This is a genomic window from Streptomyces microflavus (genome assembly GCF_014650075.1).
In the GTDB taxonomy this organism is placed as follows: domain Bacteria; phylum Actinomycetota; class Actinomycetes; order Streptomycetales; family Streptomycetaceae; genus Streptomyces; species Streptomyces microflavus.
Genome location: NZ_BMUG01000026.1, coordinates 1 through 15,968, shown reverse-complemented (window position 1 = coordinate 15,968; position 15,968 = coordinate 1). Strand labels below are relative to the sequence as shown.

Here is a 15,968-nt window from a genome sequence, read left to right as displayed (position 1 = left end):
CGGCAGCCTGGACGAGGTCCGGTTCACCGACATCGAGCACCTCGAGTTCGACCTGTAGCAGCACCGACGCCCGCGCTGTCCGCTCGCCGCGCCGGGGGCCTGGTGCGGGGACAGGTCAGCCACCGGCACCAAGAGTCCGAGCCGTACTCCAGGAAACCCGGACCTGTTCCACGCACCCATCCGCACGGTCTGCCCCGCCCCCAACCGGCACGGCCCCGGCCATAACCGGTCAGCGGCTTCTCAGCCCGCGCCTGGGCGGCCTGGGGGTCTCCAGTCGGCAGGAGCTCCACTCACGGCCGGTCCGGCTGATCAGGCCCCGCTTCTCGAGCTGGGCAAGTTGATAGGCGACGGAGCTCGTGCTGGAGAGACCGACCCTCGCACCGATCTCCCGAATGGTCGGCCCGTGCCCGTGCTCGATGATCCAGGACCGGACCACCGCCATGACCGCCTCCTGCCGCGCCGACAAAGGGCGGGGCTCCCGCTTCACGCCGCGTCCGCCCAGCGGTCTCCCGCGGTCAGCCGGCGCAGCTCCACCCGTGCCGCAGGACTCCACCCGTCCGGAGTGGACCAGAACGGATGCCAGTGGATCCGCACCGACAGCAGAAGCAGACGGTGACGCAGCTCGGCGGCACGGCGGGGGCGGGGGACGCTGAGGGCGCGGTAGGTGTCGTGCCACTGCTGCTGGGCGCGGATCAAGTCGTCGGGGAAGGGGAAGCGGTCCATGCACATATTAGAGCGCGTGTTCGAATTGCGTGGCCAGTCCGGGAGTGTCCGGGCGGGTGGCGTGGTCGAGGGTGGCGCACATCCGGGCCACCAAGCCGTGCAGGATCGCGGTGCCCGGGTCATCCGCGAGCAGCCGCGCAATCCCGGTCGTGATGGAGGCCACCGCCAAGAGCCGGATCTGCTGGTCGGGGGTGAGCCAGTCCGCGTCCGAGAGAACGCACGGGACGACGGTCAGGGTGCTGAGCGTTCCGGCGTCGACGCCCCCGTTGCCCTCGACGAGCCGCCCGTCCGGACCCATCCGGTCGCACTGCGCCGGATCCAGGGAACCCATCGCGGCCTCCACCGCGTCGGGCAGTGCACCGGCGAGCCAGGTCCCGACCGGACGGGGGGCCGGCGCGGCGGGCAGAGACCGGATCCAGGCCGCCGCACGACGGCCGGCCACCGCAGCCTCCGCCAGGACCTCGGGCTCCCCCGCCCACGGCTCGTAGGGCGGCACATCATCAGAAGGTAAGGGGAGGTACGCGATCGTCATGCCCGGGTAACCGGTGGCAGCACCGTACGGATACGGCGACATTCGGTCTCCGGTTCCGGTCCGTAGTGCGGTCCCGGTCAGGAGGCCCGGCCGATGGAGGAGACGCTGCTGTACGCCTCGTAGTCCGAGCCGAGTTTTGTGCACTGAGGTGGCGCCGCAGTTGTTAGCCGAGGGTTGCGCTGAAGTCGCCGCTCTCAGCTTCCTTTGCGGTCAGCTGAATCTTCCCGCGGCGGGACACCTCCACCTGGTAGAACTTTTCGCCCTTCGGGACGTCGCCGATGGACACGTCGAAGAGGCAGATCCCGGCGGCGTAGGTCGCGGTCCCGAGATTTCCGGTGGCCGCGATCTCGCCAGCTCCGTTGTACACGGTGACGGATGCCCCTTCGGCGATGTCGTCGTAGCCACCGGTGCCGGAGCATCCTTCGTCCCCCTCTGTTGCCCCGTCGGTGAGGGCGAAGGCGCCGGTGAGGGTGAACGTGGGTGGCGCGGGGGGTTCTTGATTGGCGATGACTGCCCAGGTTCCGCCGACTGCTCCGGCCCCGACGACCAGCCCGAGAACGCCGGCGAGGAGCGGGGAGAGACGCTTCTTCGGTGCGGCGACTGGGGGTTCGGTGGGCATGGGTGGCGCTTCGGGGGCGACCGGCGGTTCGGGTGTGGCGGGTACTCCAGGGGTGGCTGGCGGTTCGGCCGGCGGTGGCGTTTCGGTGGTCATGGTCCCCCCAGGGATCGTGTGTGAGATCGGAGGCTATCGGCGGGTGGACCCGGTTGTGAGCGAAGTGATCAAACTGGGTCAGTGCCGGTTCCAGTCCTCGCGATGGCACCGCGGGTACTGGTGGTGATGGGCCACCCATCGACAGCTCCGTAGTCGTCCTGGCCGGATGGCGTGGAGCCACTCCATCCGGACCCAAGGGGCCGGTGTGTCACGGGCCGGCACCGGGCGGCCTGAACCAGTGCATCCTGGGCGACGTCGCTGGGACGGTGGCGGGCTCGGCGAACAGCTCGCGGCCGCTCCTGCGCGGACGGTGGATTGGGGGGTGTCCATATCGAAGATGACGTGGATGCGGGCCGGGTGGCTCAGCAACAGGGCTCCGCTCGCGGCCCGGGCGGCGGCGCATTCGCTTGGAAGTAACAGCTGCCAGAAGCGTGCAGAGCTCACCTCGTGAGTCCTACAGTCTTTTGCGCCTTCCCCCTTGGCTCGTTCGCCCCCTCTCAGCCGAACGCAGAGAACGCACGTTCTTCTCTCCACTTCTGGGATTGCCGTACCGTGCTCCAGTCCAGCGCCTGCCGAGCCTGGGCTCGCGTCTCCTCGGCCACCTTCCGGGTTTCGGCCAGCACGTCGCCGCGCTCGCGAACCAGCCGGTCATAGATCGGCGAATGCCCAGGTCTCTCTGCGGTGCTCATACCGTCGATCCTCTCGGTTACCCGCTGGTCTGTCAGGCCCGGCCAAAGTGGCCCCCTACATGGAGAAGCTCCGGGCCCGGATGGCCACGCCGAATGCGTTCTGATGGATCCCGAGGGGGCCGATGTTCCTGTGAAAGTGCGCCAGTGGACCACCGAGCGCGAAGCTATGGACATCGAGCTGGAAGGCATCGCACGCGCCGGCAACTCCAACAGCAACGAGTGAGCCGGTTGGCCAGGTGCCTGCGGGTCGATCAGCACTCCCTTGTTGCATCGCTGATGGCGGTCCATGCGCGCCGCTCGATAGCGCGGGGTTCGCAGAACGTTGTGACGGCGTGGGCCTGCCGGAAGCCATCCCCATCCGAGGTAAGACACCGGCTCGGGCCGTGCGGGTGCGAGCCCGGCGCAGGCGTGGGTGTACCCCGGATCCGGCGGCGGGGCAGTGCGTGCCGGATCCGGGGTGGCTGTGGGGTGGCGCGGGTGGGTTACTTGACGGCTCCGGCGGTCATGCCGCGGGTGAGGGAGCGCTGGAAGATGAGGAAGAAGATGACCATGGGGACGATGCCGAGGAGGGCTGCGGCGCTCATGGCAGTGGGGTCGCTTGTGTATTGGCCCTGCATGACGGAGAGGCCGAGGGGGACGGTCTGGTTGTCGTTGGAGATGAGGAGGACGAGGGGGTAGAGAAACTCGTTCCAGCTCCAGACGAAGAAGAAGACGCACATCACCGAGAGGGTGGGCCAGCTCATGGGCAGGACGATGCGCCACAGGATGGTCCAGCGGCCGGCTCCGTCCATGGAAGCGGCTTCGATGAGTTCGCGGGGGAAGCTGGCGAAGACGGAGGAGAGGAGGTATGTGCCGAAGGCGCTGTAGGTGATGCCGACGAGGATGGTGTAGCCGAGTTTCCCGTCGTAGAGGCCCATCTCTTTGAAGAGGTAGTAGATGGGGTAGACGAGGCCTTCTTGCGGCAGGACGTTGACGCCGAGGAAGAAGATGAGGAAGGGGGTGCGCCAGCGGATGCGGCCGATGCCGATGGCGTAGGCGTTGAAGAGCGCGAGCAGGACGGCGATGAGGACGACGCCGAGGCTGATCTGGATGCTGTTGAAGAGTTTCTGGGTGAAGCCGACGCGTTCCCAGACTTCGGCGATGATGCTCCAGTTCCACTGGGTGGGCAGGGAGAGCGACCCGTTGGAGCGGAAGTCCGCGCTGGTCTTGAACGAGTTGAGCAGGATGACGATGAACGGTGCGAGGAACGCGAGGACGAAGATGGCGACGGCGGCCAGGACGGCGTAGGAGCCGGGGGTGCGGCGATTGCCCGTGGCTTTGGCCTTGGCGGCTTTGCGCCGGTGGCTAGGGGGCGCCGTGGGGGCGGTGTGTGTGGTCATGGTCATCCGTCCTCGCGTGCCTGGCGCGTGAGCATCGTTCCGGCGATGATCAGCACGAGCAGGGTGATCGTGCTGGAGATCGCGGAGCCGTATCCAACGTCGGCGCGTTCGAAGAAGTTCTGGTAGGCAAAGTAAGCGGGGACGAGGGTCGAGTTGCCGGGGCCGCCGCCGGTGAGGACGAAGATCTGGGCGAAGACCTTCAGGCCGGCGATGGTCGTGGTGACGAGTACGACGTAGACCTCGGGCCGCAGGATGGGCACGGTGATGCGGGTGAAGCGCTGCCACCAGGTGGCGCCGTCGAGGGAGGCGGCTTCGTACAGTTCGGGGTCGATGCGCTGGAGCCCGGAGAGGAACAGCACCAGGGGGTAGCCGAGCTGCATCCAGACGAGGACGGCGAGGACCATCCACAGGGCGAGGTCGGGGTCTCCGAGCCAGTTCTGGGCCAGGGAGTTCAACCCGATCGTTTCGAGGACGCTGTTGACGGCGCCTTCGGGGGCGAGGATCCAGCCCCACATCAGGCCGGTGACGGCGACGGGGATGACCTGGGGCAGGTAGAGGCCGGAGCGGAAGAGGCTGACGAACCCGTCTCCGTGCTTCTTGCCGATGTAGTCGAAGAGCAGGGCGGCGAGGAACAGCCCGAGCAGGGTGGGGACGACGGCGATGCCGACGATGACGAAGGCAATGTTGCGGAACGAGGCCCAGAAGTCGGCATCGCTGAAGAGGCGGGTGTAGTTGTCGAAGCCGATCCAGGTGGGCTCTCCGACGCCCTGCCATTGGGTGAGGCTGTAGTAGAGGGTCATCACCAGCGGGACGACGAGGAAGAGCAGGCTCAGCAGCAGGCCGGGGGCGAGGAAGACGCCGTACCCCGTGGGCCGCGGGTGACGTGTGGTTTTCACTGTTGCTCCAAGAGGGGCGGGACGGCGGCCCGGTGCGGGGCGGGCCGCCGTCCCCGGGAAGAGGGGCTGACGCGCGGGTTCGGACGGGTCAGCCTCAGCGCCGCGAGGCGGTGTACTTCTCGTAGGGTGCCTGGAGCTCGTCGAGGACGGCGTGGGGCTTGCCGCCGTTCATGAGGTTCTGGGTGGCGCCCATCCAGGTGTCGTAGTAGCCGGGTGCCGGCCAGTCCGGGTAGAAGGCGAGCCCCTTGCCGTCCTGGTAGGTGTTGAACGCGGTGATCAGCTCGCGGGACTTCGGGTTCTCGATGGAGTCCGGCTTCACGGCGAGGGGGACATTGCCCTCTTCACCGAGGATCTTCTGGATCCTGTCCGACATGGTGATGTCGATGAAGTCCTCGGCGAGTTCCTTGTTCTTCGCCTTGGTGGGCACCACCCAGTGGTTGCCGCCGGAGCCGAGGGTCTTCTTGCTGCCGGGGTACGGGGCGGTGGACCAGGAGAAGTCGGTGATGTCGGTGGTCAGGCCGCCGAACCACCAGTTGCCGCCGACCATGATCGGACGCTTCTGGGAGACGAACTGCTCGGTCATGTCGCTGCCCTTGAGGCCGACGTCCTTCTTCTCGAAGTAGCCCTTGTCGAGCCAGTCCTTGTAGGTCTCGACCGCGTAGGTCCACTCCGGGCCGTGGAAGTCGACCTTGCCCTTGTAGAGCTGGTAGTCGTCGACCCAGGCGTCATTCGCCTTGGCCAGGGCCAGCAGGTAGAGCCAGTGGCCGGCGGGGTGGTCGTTGCCGGCGTTGGCAAGCGGGGTGATCCCGGCGGCCTTGAAGTCGGCCAGGGCCGCTTCGAAGCTCTGGAGGTCGGTGGGCTTGGTGATGTTGTGCTTCTTGAAGAGGTCGTCGTTGTAGTACGCCAGGACAAACTCGCCGTAGTTGGGGACGCCGTACCACTTTTCGCCACCCATCTCGCCGTTGGCGTCGTAGCGGGCGGTGACGGAGGCGCTCTCGCTGATCTTCTTGTCCCAGCCGCGTTCCTTCGCGGTGGCGGTCAGGTCGGTGAGCAGGCCCTGCTTGGCGAGCAGGCCGGTGGTGGCGTTGCCCTTGTTGTACTCCATGACGTCGGGCGCCTTGTCGGAGTTGAGGATCATGCCCGCGTTCTGCTGGATCTGCTCGAACGTCTTGCGTTCGAAGACGACCTTGACATCGGGGTGGGTCTTCTTGAACTCGGCGATGGCCGCGTCCCAGGCGTTGCTGAGGGCGCCGTCCTCCTGCTCGTAGTGCCACAGGCGCAGGGTTTTGCCGTCTCCCTCGGCAGCGTCGGAGCCGCCGCCGCATGCGGCGAGGGGTGCGACGAGTGCCAGTGCGGACATCGCGAGCAGGGCTCGGCGTGTGGTGTGGCGTGTGGCACGGAAGCGCATGTTCGTCATGAGGATTCCTTGGGTGTGCGCGGATCGGGGCGGTGCGGGGGGAGACGGTGCGGATGGTTGGGGCGCAGTGGGGGTGGGGGTCAGGCGTTGCGGCGGTGTACGCGGGCTTCCCAGGGCTGCAGGGTGTGCGGGGCGCTGAGGTGTGGGGTGGTGGGAACGTTCGCGATGAGGGTCTCGCTGTGTTCCCAGCCGTCGGGCAGGTCGATGGTGAGGTCGGCCGGTCCGAAGTTTGCGAGGACGAGCAGTTCGGTGCCGGAGGCCGCGTCGTGGCGGGTGAAGGCGTAGAGCTGTTCGTGGTCGGGGTGCAGCATGCGGAAGTCGCCGTGGGTGAGGGCGGGCTCGGTGTGCCGCAGGGCGATCAGGCGGCGGTAGTAGTGGAAGACGGAGTCGGGGTCGGCGAGCTGGGCCTTGGCATTGACGTGGGTGTGGTCGGGGTTCACCGCGATCCACGGGGTGCCGGCGGTGAAGCCGGCGTTCTGGGTGGTGTCCCACTGCATGGGGGTGCGGGCGTTGTCCCGGCTGCGGTGGCGCAGCCCTGCCAGGACCTGTTCTTCGTCGACACCGTGGGCGGTCTGTTCGCGGTGGTGGTTGAGGGATTCGATGTCGCGGAAGTCGTCGATGGTGGTGAAGCGGGTGTTGGCCATGGCGAGCTCTTCGCCCTGGTACACGTAGGGAGTGCCGCGGTGCAGGTGGAGCACGGTGGCCAGGAGCTTTGCGGAGCGGTCGCGGTAGGTGGGGCTGTCGTCACCGAAGCGGGAGACGGCGCGGGGCTGGTCGTGGTTGTTCCAGTAGAGGCTGTTCCAGCCGGTGTCGCCGAGGCCGGTCTGCCAGCGGCCGAGGCTGGCCTTGAGGTCGGTGAGCTTGAGGGGGCGGAGATCGAATTTGCCGGCGGGGCCCTGGTCGAGGCCAACGTGTTCGAACTGGAAGACCATGTCGAGTTCGCGGCGGGCGGGGTCGGTGAAGAGCTTGGCGTCCTCGACGGTGACGCCGGGCATCTCGCCGACGGTGAGCAGGCGGCGCGGGTGGCCTTCGAAGACCTCGCGGTGCATTTCCGCCAGGTACTCGTGGATGCGGGGGCCGCAGATGTAGTGGGGGCTGCCATCTGCGTGCCGGGCGCCCTCGTGGACGATGCCGTCGGGGAGGCCGGGGGTCTTGGAGATGAGGTTGATGACGTCCATGCGGAAGCCGTCGACCCCCCGCTCCAGCCACCAGCGCATCATGGCGTAGACCGCCTGGCGCAGGTCCGGGTTCTCCCAGTTGAGGTCGGGCTGCTTGCGGGAGAAGAGGTGCAGGTAGTACTCGCCGCTCTTCTCGTCGTAGGTCCAGGTGGGGCCGGAGAAGAAGGAGCCCCAGTTGTTGGGTTCCGCGCCCGGGGTGCCGGGCTCCATGCCTTCGCGGGCGGGGCGCCAGATGTACCAGTCGCGCTTGCTGCCCTGGGGGCCTTCGTCGCGGGAGGCGGTGAACCAGGGGTGTTCGTCGGAGGTGTGGTTGACGACCAGGTCCATGACGAGCTTCATCCCGCGCTCGTGGACGGCGCCCAGGAGCCGGTCGAAGTCGGCGAGGGTTCCGAAGAGCGGGTCGATGTCCTGGTAGTCGCTGATGTCGTACCCGTTGTCGTCGTGCGGGGAGGGGTAGACCGGGGAGAGCCACAGGACGTCGACGCCGAGCTGGGCCAGGTAGTCGAGCCGTTCGATGATGCCTTGCAGGTCGCCGATGCCGTCCGCATTCGAGTCGGCGAAGCTGCGGGGGTAGATCTGGTAGACCACCGCTTCGCTCCACCAGGCATCGGCGGGACTGGCTTCGATTTCGGGCACGTCAAACCTCATCGTGATCGTGTGAATGCTTTGAGTTACTTCACTGGGGGTGGCGGGGTGCCGTCGCACCCGCGGGCGCTGCGGGTCAGGAGATGGCCGCGCCCACGGCGTCGCGGATGACGAGGCAGGCGGCGCCCCGGGCCCAGAGGTCGTGGCGGGCGGGGTCGACATGGATGTCGCAGTCGGTGGCCGCGGTGGAGAATGCCTGGGCTTCCATCGCCGCGCTCATGTGCGGGCCGAACAGGTCGTAGGCGACCGCGCCCTCTCCGGCGATGATGATTTTCTGCAGGTTGAGCAGGTTGCACATGCCGGCCAGGCCCCTGCCGAGGGCGGTGCCGGCTTCGGCGAACGCGGAGCGGGCGACGGTGCGTGCCGCTCCGGCTTCGCCTCGCGCGAGGTTGATGGCGTCGGTGATCGTGTCGCAGGGGAATCCGCCGTCTGCGAGGTGGCGCAGGATGGCGCGGTCGCCTGCCAGGGCCTCCAGGCAGCCTCGGCGGCCGCAGCTGCACATGGGCCCGGAGGGGTCCAGGGGCAGGTGGCCGAGTTCGCCGGCGAGTCCGGTGGCGCCGGAGAAGAGGGCGCCGTCCAGAAGCAGGCCGCAGCCGATGCCGGGGCCGACGGTGACGACGGCGAAGGAGTCGGTGTCGCGGCCTTCACCGAACCAGCGTTCGGCGACGACCAGGGTGTTGACGTCGTTGTTGACGACCACGGACAGTCCGGTCGCTTGCCGCAGGGGGGTGGCCACGTCGACCTTGTTCCAGTCGAGCAGTGCCGAGTATCGGCATATCCCGGCCGCCGAGTCGACGTGGCCGCTGACTCCGATGCCGAGGCCGAGCACCCTGTCCGCCGCTTCGGGCGCCTCTTCGAGGAGCCTGCCGGTCAGGGAGGCGGCGGCGGACAGGGCGGTCTCAGGGGTGCAGTCGGCCAGGGGTTCCTCGGCCCGGGCCAGAACGTTGGCAGCCATGTCGGTCACGACGCCGGAAACCTGCCGGGGACCGATCTTCATACCGACGACCACGTGCTTGTCGGGGTTGACGTGCAGCATCTTCTGCGGCCGCCCCCGCCCCTGCGGGACGGCGTCACTCTCGCGCAGGTAGTCGTGCTCGAGCAGCGGCGGCAGCATGCGGGTGACGGAGGAAGGCACCAGACCCAGGCGCTGGGCGAGCTGGGTGCGCGAGATGGGTCCTGCGGTGAGCACGGTCGCGAAGATCTCCGCCCGGGTCTGCTCACTGACAAGCTCCGAGAACCGGATCCTTGACGGGCTCATCACGCGGTGCCTCCAGATAGTGGTCTGTCAGGGCCGTTGTATCGGGTTCAGCGCCATCGAACCCGATTCGGACGGCGGAGGCTTCCCGTATGGGCGTGCCCGGTGTGGCCAAGCCTTGCAGAGATCGTCATCGCGCCTCCTGCGGCTGTTACGCGGTCGGCCTGTGTGCGTCGTCGGCGGCCGCTTATGACAGGAGTGTGTCCCTCAGCCTTTAAGTGCGTCAAGGAAGAAAACATCACGTTACACAACCGTGATGGCTCATCCCGGGCATCCATTAGCTTCCGAAAGATGCCTTTTGGGCGTCTTGTTATGTGCAGGCGAGGTCGCCTGGGTGGCGAATCTTGTTCATTTCATTGACACGGAGAAGAAATGGCGGGAAGTTAACCGGCAACCGGGGCAGCGCCGGGGCCAGTTGGGCCGCCGGCCGCCGCCGCACCTGCAGTCCCTCACCCCTTGGGACGGGCAGACCGGCCGTTCCGCTCGCAGGACCGGTGTCCTGTGCTCCTGGCCCTGCGAATGATCTCCGCGCGGACTCCGTCAGCCGGCTCCCCTATGAGACGAACGCCGGCCAGGACGAGCCGCACACAGTCCGGACCCCCGGGCGAGCCCGGGAAACGGGCGACCGCACACACCGATGACTCCGCCACGCAGCTGCCCCAGCTGCCCCAGCGGTGTTCGTGCCCGCCCAGGCGGGCGCCCTGGGGCCATGCCCCGATTCATCAAGGAGAGGACATCACCATGCCCGCAGGAAGACTGCGACGGCTCAACCCGCTGGCGGCCATCGCCGCCGGCTTGGCCCTGGCGCTCGCCGGAGCCGTCGTACCCGCCAGCACCCTGGCCTCGGCCGCCCCCGCTCCGGCAGGGCAGCTCCTCCCCGCAGCCGCCTTGCTCGCGGCACCGGCAGCAGGAGCGGCGGGTGAGACCGCCAACAGCGAGCAGCTGCAGACCTGGTGGCACGACAACCACGAGTTCAACACCAACAGCCCGGTGGGCGGTGACAAGGTGCGGCGGTCATCCTTCTACGACGTGAAGGTCGCCACGGCCGCGGCGCCGACGACGAAGTACGACTCCTTCGCGTACATGAGCATCCCCCGCAGCGGCAAGGGGAAGATCGGCTACACCAAGGAGGACGGCGCGGAGTTCTCCGCTTCGGCGAACCTCACCATGAGCTGGTCGTCCTTCCAGTACACGGCCGACACGTGGGTCGACGTGTCCCTGCGCACCGACCAGAGCATCTCCTCCGCCGACCAGGTCAAGATCAAGCCGAGCAGCCTGAACTTCGACAAGGAGCTCGTCAACAGCAAGACCATCCGGATCAAGGTGCCCTACAGCAGCAAGGGCTACCGGTTCTCCGTCGAGTTCGACCCGCAGCTCTACACCGCCTACAACGACATGTCCGGCCCGGCCAACGACGCCGGCAAGCTGACCACCAGCGGCGGCGGCAACAACCGGGCCATCCACACCGAGCCCCGCAACTCGATGATGATCTTCGCCGAGCCGACGCCGACCGGCGCGGAGAAGGACCGGCTCATCCCCACCGCCGCGTCGGGGAGCATCCACTACCCCGAGCCCGGCCAGGTCACCAACCTGAACAACATCGACAAGGAGATCATCTACTTCCGCCCCGGCACCTACACCATGGGCTCGAAGTACCACGCGGTGCTCCCGCCGAACGTCAAGTGGGTCTACATCGCACCCGGCGCCTACGTGAAGGGAGCCTTCCGCTTCTTCCACGACAACCAGGGCCTGTACAAGGTCACCGGGTACGGGGTGCTCTCGGGTGAGCAGTACGTCTACGAGGCGGACACCAACAACAACTACGACCACCTCAGCGGCGCGTCGAACTGCCACGCCTCCTGCGTGAAGATGCTCCAGTTCGAATCCGCGAACGCCCAGCAGTACCTCGACCTGCAGGGCGTGACGATCAACGAACCGCCCTACCACTCGTTCGTCGTCTACGGCAACGAGCAGACCTTCCAGATGCGGGTCGACAACTACAAGCAGGTCGGCTCCTGGTACTGGCAGACCGACGGCATCGAGCTCTACCGCGGTAGCACCATGAAGAACACGTTCTTCAACGCCAACGACGACGTGCTGAAGATGTACCACAGCGACGTCACGATCGATAACACCGTCATCTGGAAGAACGAGAACGGCCCCGTCATCCAGTGGGGCTGGACTCCCCGCAACATCGACAACGTCCGGGTGACCAACACCCACGTCATCCACAACCGGATGTACTGGAAGGACGTCAAGTACAACACCTGCATCCTCAACTCCTCCTCCCACTGGGAGGACATGGGGTCCACCACCAAGGGCGATCCCGCGACCTGGGTCAAGAACATGACCTTCGAGAACATCACCGTCGAAGGCCAGACCAACTGCGCGATCCGCGTCTTCGCCCTCTCCAGCACCGAGAACATCCACGTCAAGAACCTGAAGATCGACAGCTGGAACGGCCTCGACCCGAGCAGCCAGGTCAGCCTCCTCAAGCGCTACACCAACACCGCCGGCCAGAAAGTCACCCTGGGGAACGAGACGGCCCAGGGCAAGGGCCTCAAGCTCGAGAACTACACCGTCGGCGGCACCGTCATCAACAAGTCCGGCACCAACTGGGGCGCGGACAAGCCCGGCCGGCTCGGCTTCGACGCCGAAAACTGGGACAACTGGAACGCCTGGGGCCCCGGCGGCGGCAACCCCGACCCGGGTCCCGACCCTGACCCGGGCACGGGCTCCGGGCAGATCGTCAACGGCGGCAACGCCAAGTGCATCGACCGCGCCGGAGCCGGCACGGCCAACGGCACCGCGATCCAGCAGTGGTCCTGCGCGAACACCGCCTCGATGACCTGGACGCTGGACGGCCAGCAGCTCAAGTCCGGCGGCAAGTGCCTGGACGTCGTCGGCGGAGCCACCGCCAACGGCACCAAGGCACACCTGTGGGACTGCGGCGGCTGGGACAGCCAGAAGTGGGCCTTCCAGGCCAACGGCACGCTGAAGAACATCAAGTCCGGCCGCTGCCTGGACGTCGAGGGCCAGAGCACTGCCAACGGCGCCCGCCTCCACCTGTGGGACTGCAGCACCTGGGCCAGCCAGAAGTTCAACCTCACCGCCTAGCCGCACCAGTGGCCGGTGGCCGCACCCGCGGCGGCCACCGGCCACCAGAACCAGCAGCACCACCCCTCCCCCACCACCCCGCAGAAAGGCATGCCCCACATGCCATCAGCCCGGCTCGAACAGCCCCTACTGAGCCTCTTTCGCATCGTGATCGGGATGCTCTTCGCCTGCCACGGAGCCGCCACTCTCTTCGACGTCTTAGGCGGCCCGCACGGTGAGGTGCCCAGCGCCGGGCAGTGGCCCAGCTGGTGGGCCGCGGTGATCCAGCTGACCGGCGGAGCACTCGTGCTGATCGGCATCGGTACCCGCCCGGCAGCCTTCGTGTGCTCAGGCTCCATGGCTTACGCCTACTTCGTCCACCACCAGGGCGACGGGCTGTTCCCCATGGAAAACGGTGGCGAGAGCGCCGCGCTGTTCTGCTGGGCCTTCCTGCTCATCGCCGCCCTCGGCCCCGGCCAGTGGTCCCTGGCCGCGCTGCGGAACCACCCCGCGCGCCGACGAAAGGAGGTGAGCAGCAACCCGAGCAGCCACTGACCTCACACCAGCTGTCATGTGCACCTAATCACTGGCCGGGATCGGCCTGTGATCTCCACACACACGGAGGAAGAGCACCATGAACCGCATACCCGCAACGCTGTCCCGTGCCGTCGCGCTGGGCTCCGCCGTGCTGGCCACCGCCCTCCTCGGCGTCGTCCAGGCACCGGCGGCCTCCGCACACGGCACCGTCATCACCCCTGAGACCCGCAACTACGGATGCCTGCAGCGCTGGGGCTACACCGAGCCCAGCGAGTCCCAGGACCCCATGTGCTACCGGACCTACCACGAGAACGCGAACGCCATCGGCGCGTGGAAGGCCGTCTACGCCAACAACACCGGCGACAACTACAAGCAGGTCATCGCCAACGGCGAGATCTGCAGCGCCGGCGGCCAGGGCGAGACGAACTACCGGCCCCTCGACCGCCCGGGCCCGTGGAAGATGACCAACATCGGCTCCGACTTCACCGTCGACATCTACGACGAAGCCCGCCACGGCGCGGACTGGCTCGAGGTCTACGTCACCAAGCAGGGCTTCAACCCGGAGTACCAGTTGATCGGGTGGAACGACCTCGAACTGGTGAAGAAGACCGGCAGGTACCCCTACCAGCCGCACTACGTCACGGACGTCAGCACCTCCGGCTACAGCGGGCGCCACGTCGTAGTGACCGTCTGGAAGGCGTCGCACATGGACCAGAAGTACTTCCTCTGCAGCGACGTCAACTTCGGCTGACCGGGGCCGGCTGACCGGGGCCCCGCAGGAGGCGCTGCCTCCTGCGGGGCCCTCCCTCTTCCAAAGACTCCCCAGGGCCCCTGTCCGGTGGATAGCCGCCGCATTCAAACGTCCAGCAGCCATGCCCGAGATCGTCTCGCGGAGGATCGACGATGACCAGCACCTCCCACCGCCGCCACTCGGCCGGAAACCCTGCCCCCACCGGCCGGGCACTCGTCCCGGCGCTGAGCCCGCGGCAGTCCCTGCGAAACCGCGTCGCATCCCTCGCACACCGATACACGCGGATCAGCCCCACCGTCCTGCGCGTCTGCATCGGCCTGATCTTCTGCTGGTTCGGCGTCCTGAAGTTCTTCCCTGGCGCGAGCGCGGCCGAGGACTTCGCCATCGGGGCCATGACCGAGCTGACCCTGGGGTTCGTCCCCGCCCCGGTCTGCCTGATCCTGCTCGCGGTCCTGGAGACGGGCATCGGACTCGCGCTCCTGACCGGCTTCCTGCTCCGCTGGGCCCTGGCCGCGTTCTTCCTTCACATGGCCGGAGTCTTCCTCTCCCTGCTCGTCATGCCGGACGCCGCCTGGCACACCGCGGCTGTTCCCACCCTCGAAGGCCAGTACGTCATCAAGAACATCGTCCTGGTCGCCGCCTGCCTCCACATCGCCGCCGACGAACTCACCCCCTGACCGGCCCCCCCCTCTCTCTTTTCCCGCCAAGCGCGACACGTACCAGGAGCACCCGTGGGCAGCACCATCACCCTTCACGACCTCGCCAAGACCTATCCCAACGGGCAGAGGGCTGTGCGTCAGGTCTCCCTGACCGTCGAGGACGGAGAGTTCCTCGTCCTCCTCGGCCCCTCCGGCTGCGGCAAGTCCACCCTGCTGCGCATGATCGCCGGCCTGGAGACGATCAGCGGGGGTGAGCTGCACCTCAACGGAGAGATCGCCAACGATCTCCAGCCCAGCGAACGCGATATCGCCATGATTTTCCAGAGCTTCGCGCTCTACCCCAACATGACCACCGCGCAGAACATCGGCTTCCCCCTCGCAGTCCAGAAGCAGGACCACGACCAGGTCAGCACCCACGTGCAGTCCGTCGCCCAGACCCTGGGCATCGACCACCTCCTGGACCAGATCCCCGGCCGCCTCTCCGGCGGCGAGCGCCAGCGCGTCGCCATGGGCCGCGCCGTAGTCCGGCGCCCCTCGGTCTTCCTGATGGACGAGCCGCTCTCCAGCCTCGACACCCGGCTGCGCACCCGGCTGCGCACCGAAATGCTCGCGGTCACCCGCAGCACCGGGGCCACGACGATCTACGTCACCCACGACCAGGCCGAAGCGATGGCACTCGGCGACCGGGTCGCGGTCATGCGCGACGGGATCCTCCAGCAGGTCGACACCCCCCGCAACCTCTACGCCCTGCCCGCCAACGCCTTCGTCGCCTCCTTCGTCGGCACACCGCGGATCAACCTGCTGCACGGCACGGTGTTCGCCCCCGTCGACGGCGTCATGGCGATCAACCTCGGGGCCCAGAAACTCACCCTGTCCTACCCGCTCACCCACGACCACCAGATGCTCCGCGTCGTCCAGGGACAGCCGCTCCTTATCGGGCTCCGCCCCGAAGCCATCCGCATCGCCGACAAGACACACGCCACCGCCTTCGAACGAGCCATGACCGGAGTCGTCGAGCACACCGAATTCCAAGGCCACGAAGCGCTGCTCCACCTCTCACTCGGCGGACAACGAGCCGACGTACCGGCCCAACTCCCCGACCACGCAAACCACAACCAGGCCCGCACAAGCGTCGCCGACCTCCTGCGGCAGCTCCGCCGCCGCACCGGCCTCTTCGACCGCCACCCCACCCTCCCTGCCGACATACAGCCTCCGGCACAGTCCCCTGCACGCAAAGGCATCGGCGAACTCGTCATCCGCGATGAACCGGCCTCTCGCCATCGAAGAGGGCAGCACATCCCCCTCCTCATCGACGTACGCAACCTGCTCATCTTCAATGCACATGGCGAACGCATCAGCCCCGACCCCACCCGGACGCCGGAACTCTGACCACAGGAAGCCACCACTCACCTCATTCCTGACCGGCCGTCCTGCCCACGCGGGACTGTAAAACGTTCGGTGTAACTCCCGATCATGGAAGATGCATCGATGACCAGCAA

Annotated in this window: 15 protein-coding genes; 5 read left to right on the top strand and 10 right to left on the bottom strand. The window is 67.3% G+C overall.

Features of this window, described 5'->3' with window-relative positions:
- Nucleotides 1–229: 229 nt before the first annotated feature.
- From IE264_RS37580 to IE264_RS37535, 10 genes are all read right to left on the bottom strand, one after another.
- The gene (locus IE264_RS37580) at nucleotides 230–487 is read right to left on the bottom strand and encodes a LexA family protein (RefSeq protein WP_268247739.1); all 258 of its coding nucleotides are present in this window, start codon (nucleotides 485–487) and stop codon (nucleotides 230–232) included.
- A complete protein-coding gene (locus IE264_RS37575) occupies nucleotides 484–723 on the bottom strand; it encodes a DUF8825 domain-containing protein (RefSeq protein WP_190167926.1) in 240 nt (79 codons plus the stop codon). Before IE264_RS37575 ends, IE264_RS37580 begins: the two co-directional genes overlap by 4 nt.
- 7 nt (nucleotides 724–730) lie before the next feature.
- A complete protein-coding gene (locus IE264_RS38340) occupies nucleotides 731–1,255 on the bottom strand; it encodes a hypothetical protein (protein WP_229887986.1) in 525 nt (174 codons plus the stop codon).
- 163 nt (nucleotides 1,256–1,418) lie between these two features.
- The gene (locus IE264_RS37565; RefSeq protein WP_229887984.1) at nucleotides 1,419–1,874 is read right to left on the bottom strand and encodes a hypothetical protein; all 456 of its coding nucleotides are present in this window, start codon (nucleotides 1,872–1,874) and stop codon (nucleotides 1,419–1,421) included.
- Between the two features lie 590 nt (nucleotides 1,875–2,464).
- Nucleotides 2,465–2,656, bottom strand: coding sequence for a hypothetical protein (locus IE264_RS37560; protein WP_190167925.1), 192 nt, complete (start codon nucleotides 2,654–2,656; stop codon nucleotides 2,465–2,467).
- A gap of 482 nt (nucleotides 2,657–3,138) precedes the next feature.
- A complete protein-coding gene (locus tag IE264_RS37555; protein ID WP_190167924.1) occupies nucleotides 3,139–4,035 on the bottom strand; it encodes a carbohydrate ABC transporter permease in 897 nt (298 codons plus the stop codon).
- 2 nt (nucleotides 4,036–4,037) lie between these two features.
- Entirely contained in the window at nucleotides 4,038–4,931 is an 894-nt protein-coding gene (locus tag IE264_RS37550) for a carbohydrate ABC transporter permease (protein WP_225995173.1), read from the bottom strand.
- A 94-nt stretch (nucleotides 4,932–5,025) separates the two neighbouring features.
- Nucleotides 5,026–6,348: an ABC transporter substrate-binding protein gene (locus IE264_RS37545; protein ID WP_229887982.1), complete on the bottom strand. Its 1,323-nt coding sequence runs from the start codon at nucleotides 6,346–6,348 to the stop codon at nucleotides 5,026–5,028.
- A gap of 80 nt (nucleotides 6,349–6,428) precedes the next feature.
- A complete protein-coding gene (locus IE264_RS37540; RefSeq protein ID WP_229887980.1) occupies nucleotides 6,429–8,162 on the bottom strand; it encodes an alpha-glucosidase in 1,734 nt (577 codons plus the stop codon).
- An 85-nt stretch (nucleotides 8,163–8,247) separates the two neighbouring features.
- A complete protein-coding gene (locus IE264_RS37535) occupies nucleotides 8,248–9,429 on the bottom strand; it encodes an ROK family transcriptional regulator (RefSeq protein ID WP_190167922.1) in 1,182 nt (393 codons plus the stop codon).
- Nucleotides 9,430–10,167: 738 nt separating this feature from the next.
- Between IE264_RS37535 and IE264_RS37530 the strand changes: the two genes are divergently transcribed.
- The 5 genes from IE264_RS37530 (at nucleotide 10,168) to IE264_RS37510 (ending at nucleotide 15,858) form a co-directional block, all read left to right on the top strand.
- Entirely contained in the window at nucleotides 10,168–12,543 is a 2,376-nt protein-coding gene (locus IE264_RS37530; RefSeq protein ID WP_190167921.1) for a family 49 glycosyl hydrolase, read from the top strand.
- 99 nt (nucleotides 12,544–12,642) lie between these two features.
- Entirely contained in the window at nucleotides 12,643–13,077 is a 435-nt protein-coding gene (locus IE264_RS37525; protein WP_190167928.1) for a DoxX family protein, read from the top strand.
- A gap of 79 nt (nucleotides 13,078–13,156) precedes the next feature.
- On the top strand, nucleotides 13,157–13,810 hold the full coding sequence (locus tag IE264_RS37520; RefSeq protein WP_190167920.1) for a lytic polysaccharide monooxygenase auxiliary activity family 9 protein: 654 nt from the start codon (nucleotides 13,157–13,159) through the stop codon (nucleotides 13,808–13,810).
- 152 nt (nucleotides 13,811–13,962) lie between these two features.
- Entirely contained in the window at nucleotides 13,963–14,487 is a 525-nt protein-coding gene (locus tag IE264_RS37515) for a DoxX family protein (protein WP_190167919.1), read from the top strand.
- Nucleotides 14,488–14,541: 54 nt separating this feature from the next.
- A complete protein-coding gene (locus tag IE264_RS37510; protein ID WP_190167918.1) occupies nucleotides 14,542–15,858 on the top strand; it encodes an ABC transporter ATP-binding protein in 1,317 nt (438 codons plus the stop codon).
- Nucleotides 15,859–15,968 lie beyond the last annotated feature (110 nt).

What these genes read in the sequence shown, in the direction of transcription:
- IE264_RS37575 (WP_190167926.1), bottom strand. Translation starts at nt 723, where the DNA reads ATGGACCGCTTCCCCTTCCCCGACGACTTGATCCGCGCCCAGCAGCAG.
- IE264_RS38340 (WP_229887986.1), bottom strand. Translation starts at nt 1,255, where the DNA reads ATGACGATCGCGTACCTCCCCTTACCTTCTGATGATGTGCCGCCCTAC.
- IE264_RS37565 (WP_229887984.1), bottom strand. Translation starts at nt 1,874, where the DNA reads ATGCCCACCGAACCCCCAGTCGCCGCACCGAAGAAGCGTCTCTCCCCG.
- IE264_RS37560 (WP_190167925.1), bottom strand. Translation starts at nt 2,656, where the DNA reads ATGAGCACCGCAGAGAGACCTGGGCATTCGCCGATCTATGACCGGCTG.
- IE264_RS37555 (WP_190167924.1), bottom strand. Translation starts at nt 4,035, where the DNA reads ATGACCACACACACCGCCCCCACGGCGCCCCCTAGCCACCGGCGCAAA.
- IE264_RS37545 (WP_229887982.1), bottom strand. Translation starts at nt 6,348, where the DNA reads ATGACGAACATGCGCTTCCGTGCCACACGCCACACCACACGCCGAGCC.
- IE264_RS37535 (WP_190167922.1), bottom strand. Translation starts at nt 9,429, where the DNA reads ATGAGCCCGTCAAGGATCCGGTTCTCGGAGCTTGTCAGTGAGCAGACC.
- IE264_RS37530 (WP_190167921.1), top strand. Translation starts at nt 10,168, where the DNA reads ATGCCCGCAGGAAGACTGCGACGGCTCAACCCGCTGGCGGCCATCGCC.
- IE264_RS37525 (WP_190167928.1), top strand. Translation starts at nt 12,643, where the DNA reads ATGCCATCAGCCCGGCTCGAACAGCCCCTACTGAGCCTCTTTCGCATC.
- IE264_RS37520 (WP_190167920.1), top strand. Translation starts at nt 13,157, where the DNA reads ATGAACCGCATACCCGCAACGCTGTCCCGTGCCGTCGCGCTGGGCTCC.
- IE264_RS37515 (WP_190167919.1), top strand. Translation starts at nt 13,963, where the DNA reads ATGACCAGCACCTCCCACCGCCGCCACTCGGCCGGAAACCCTGCCCCC.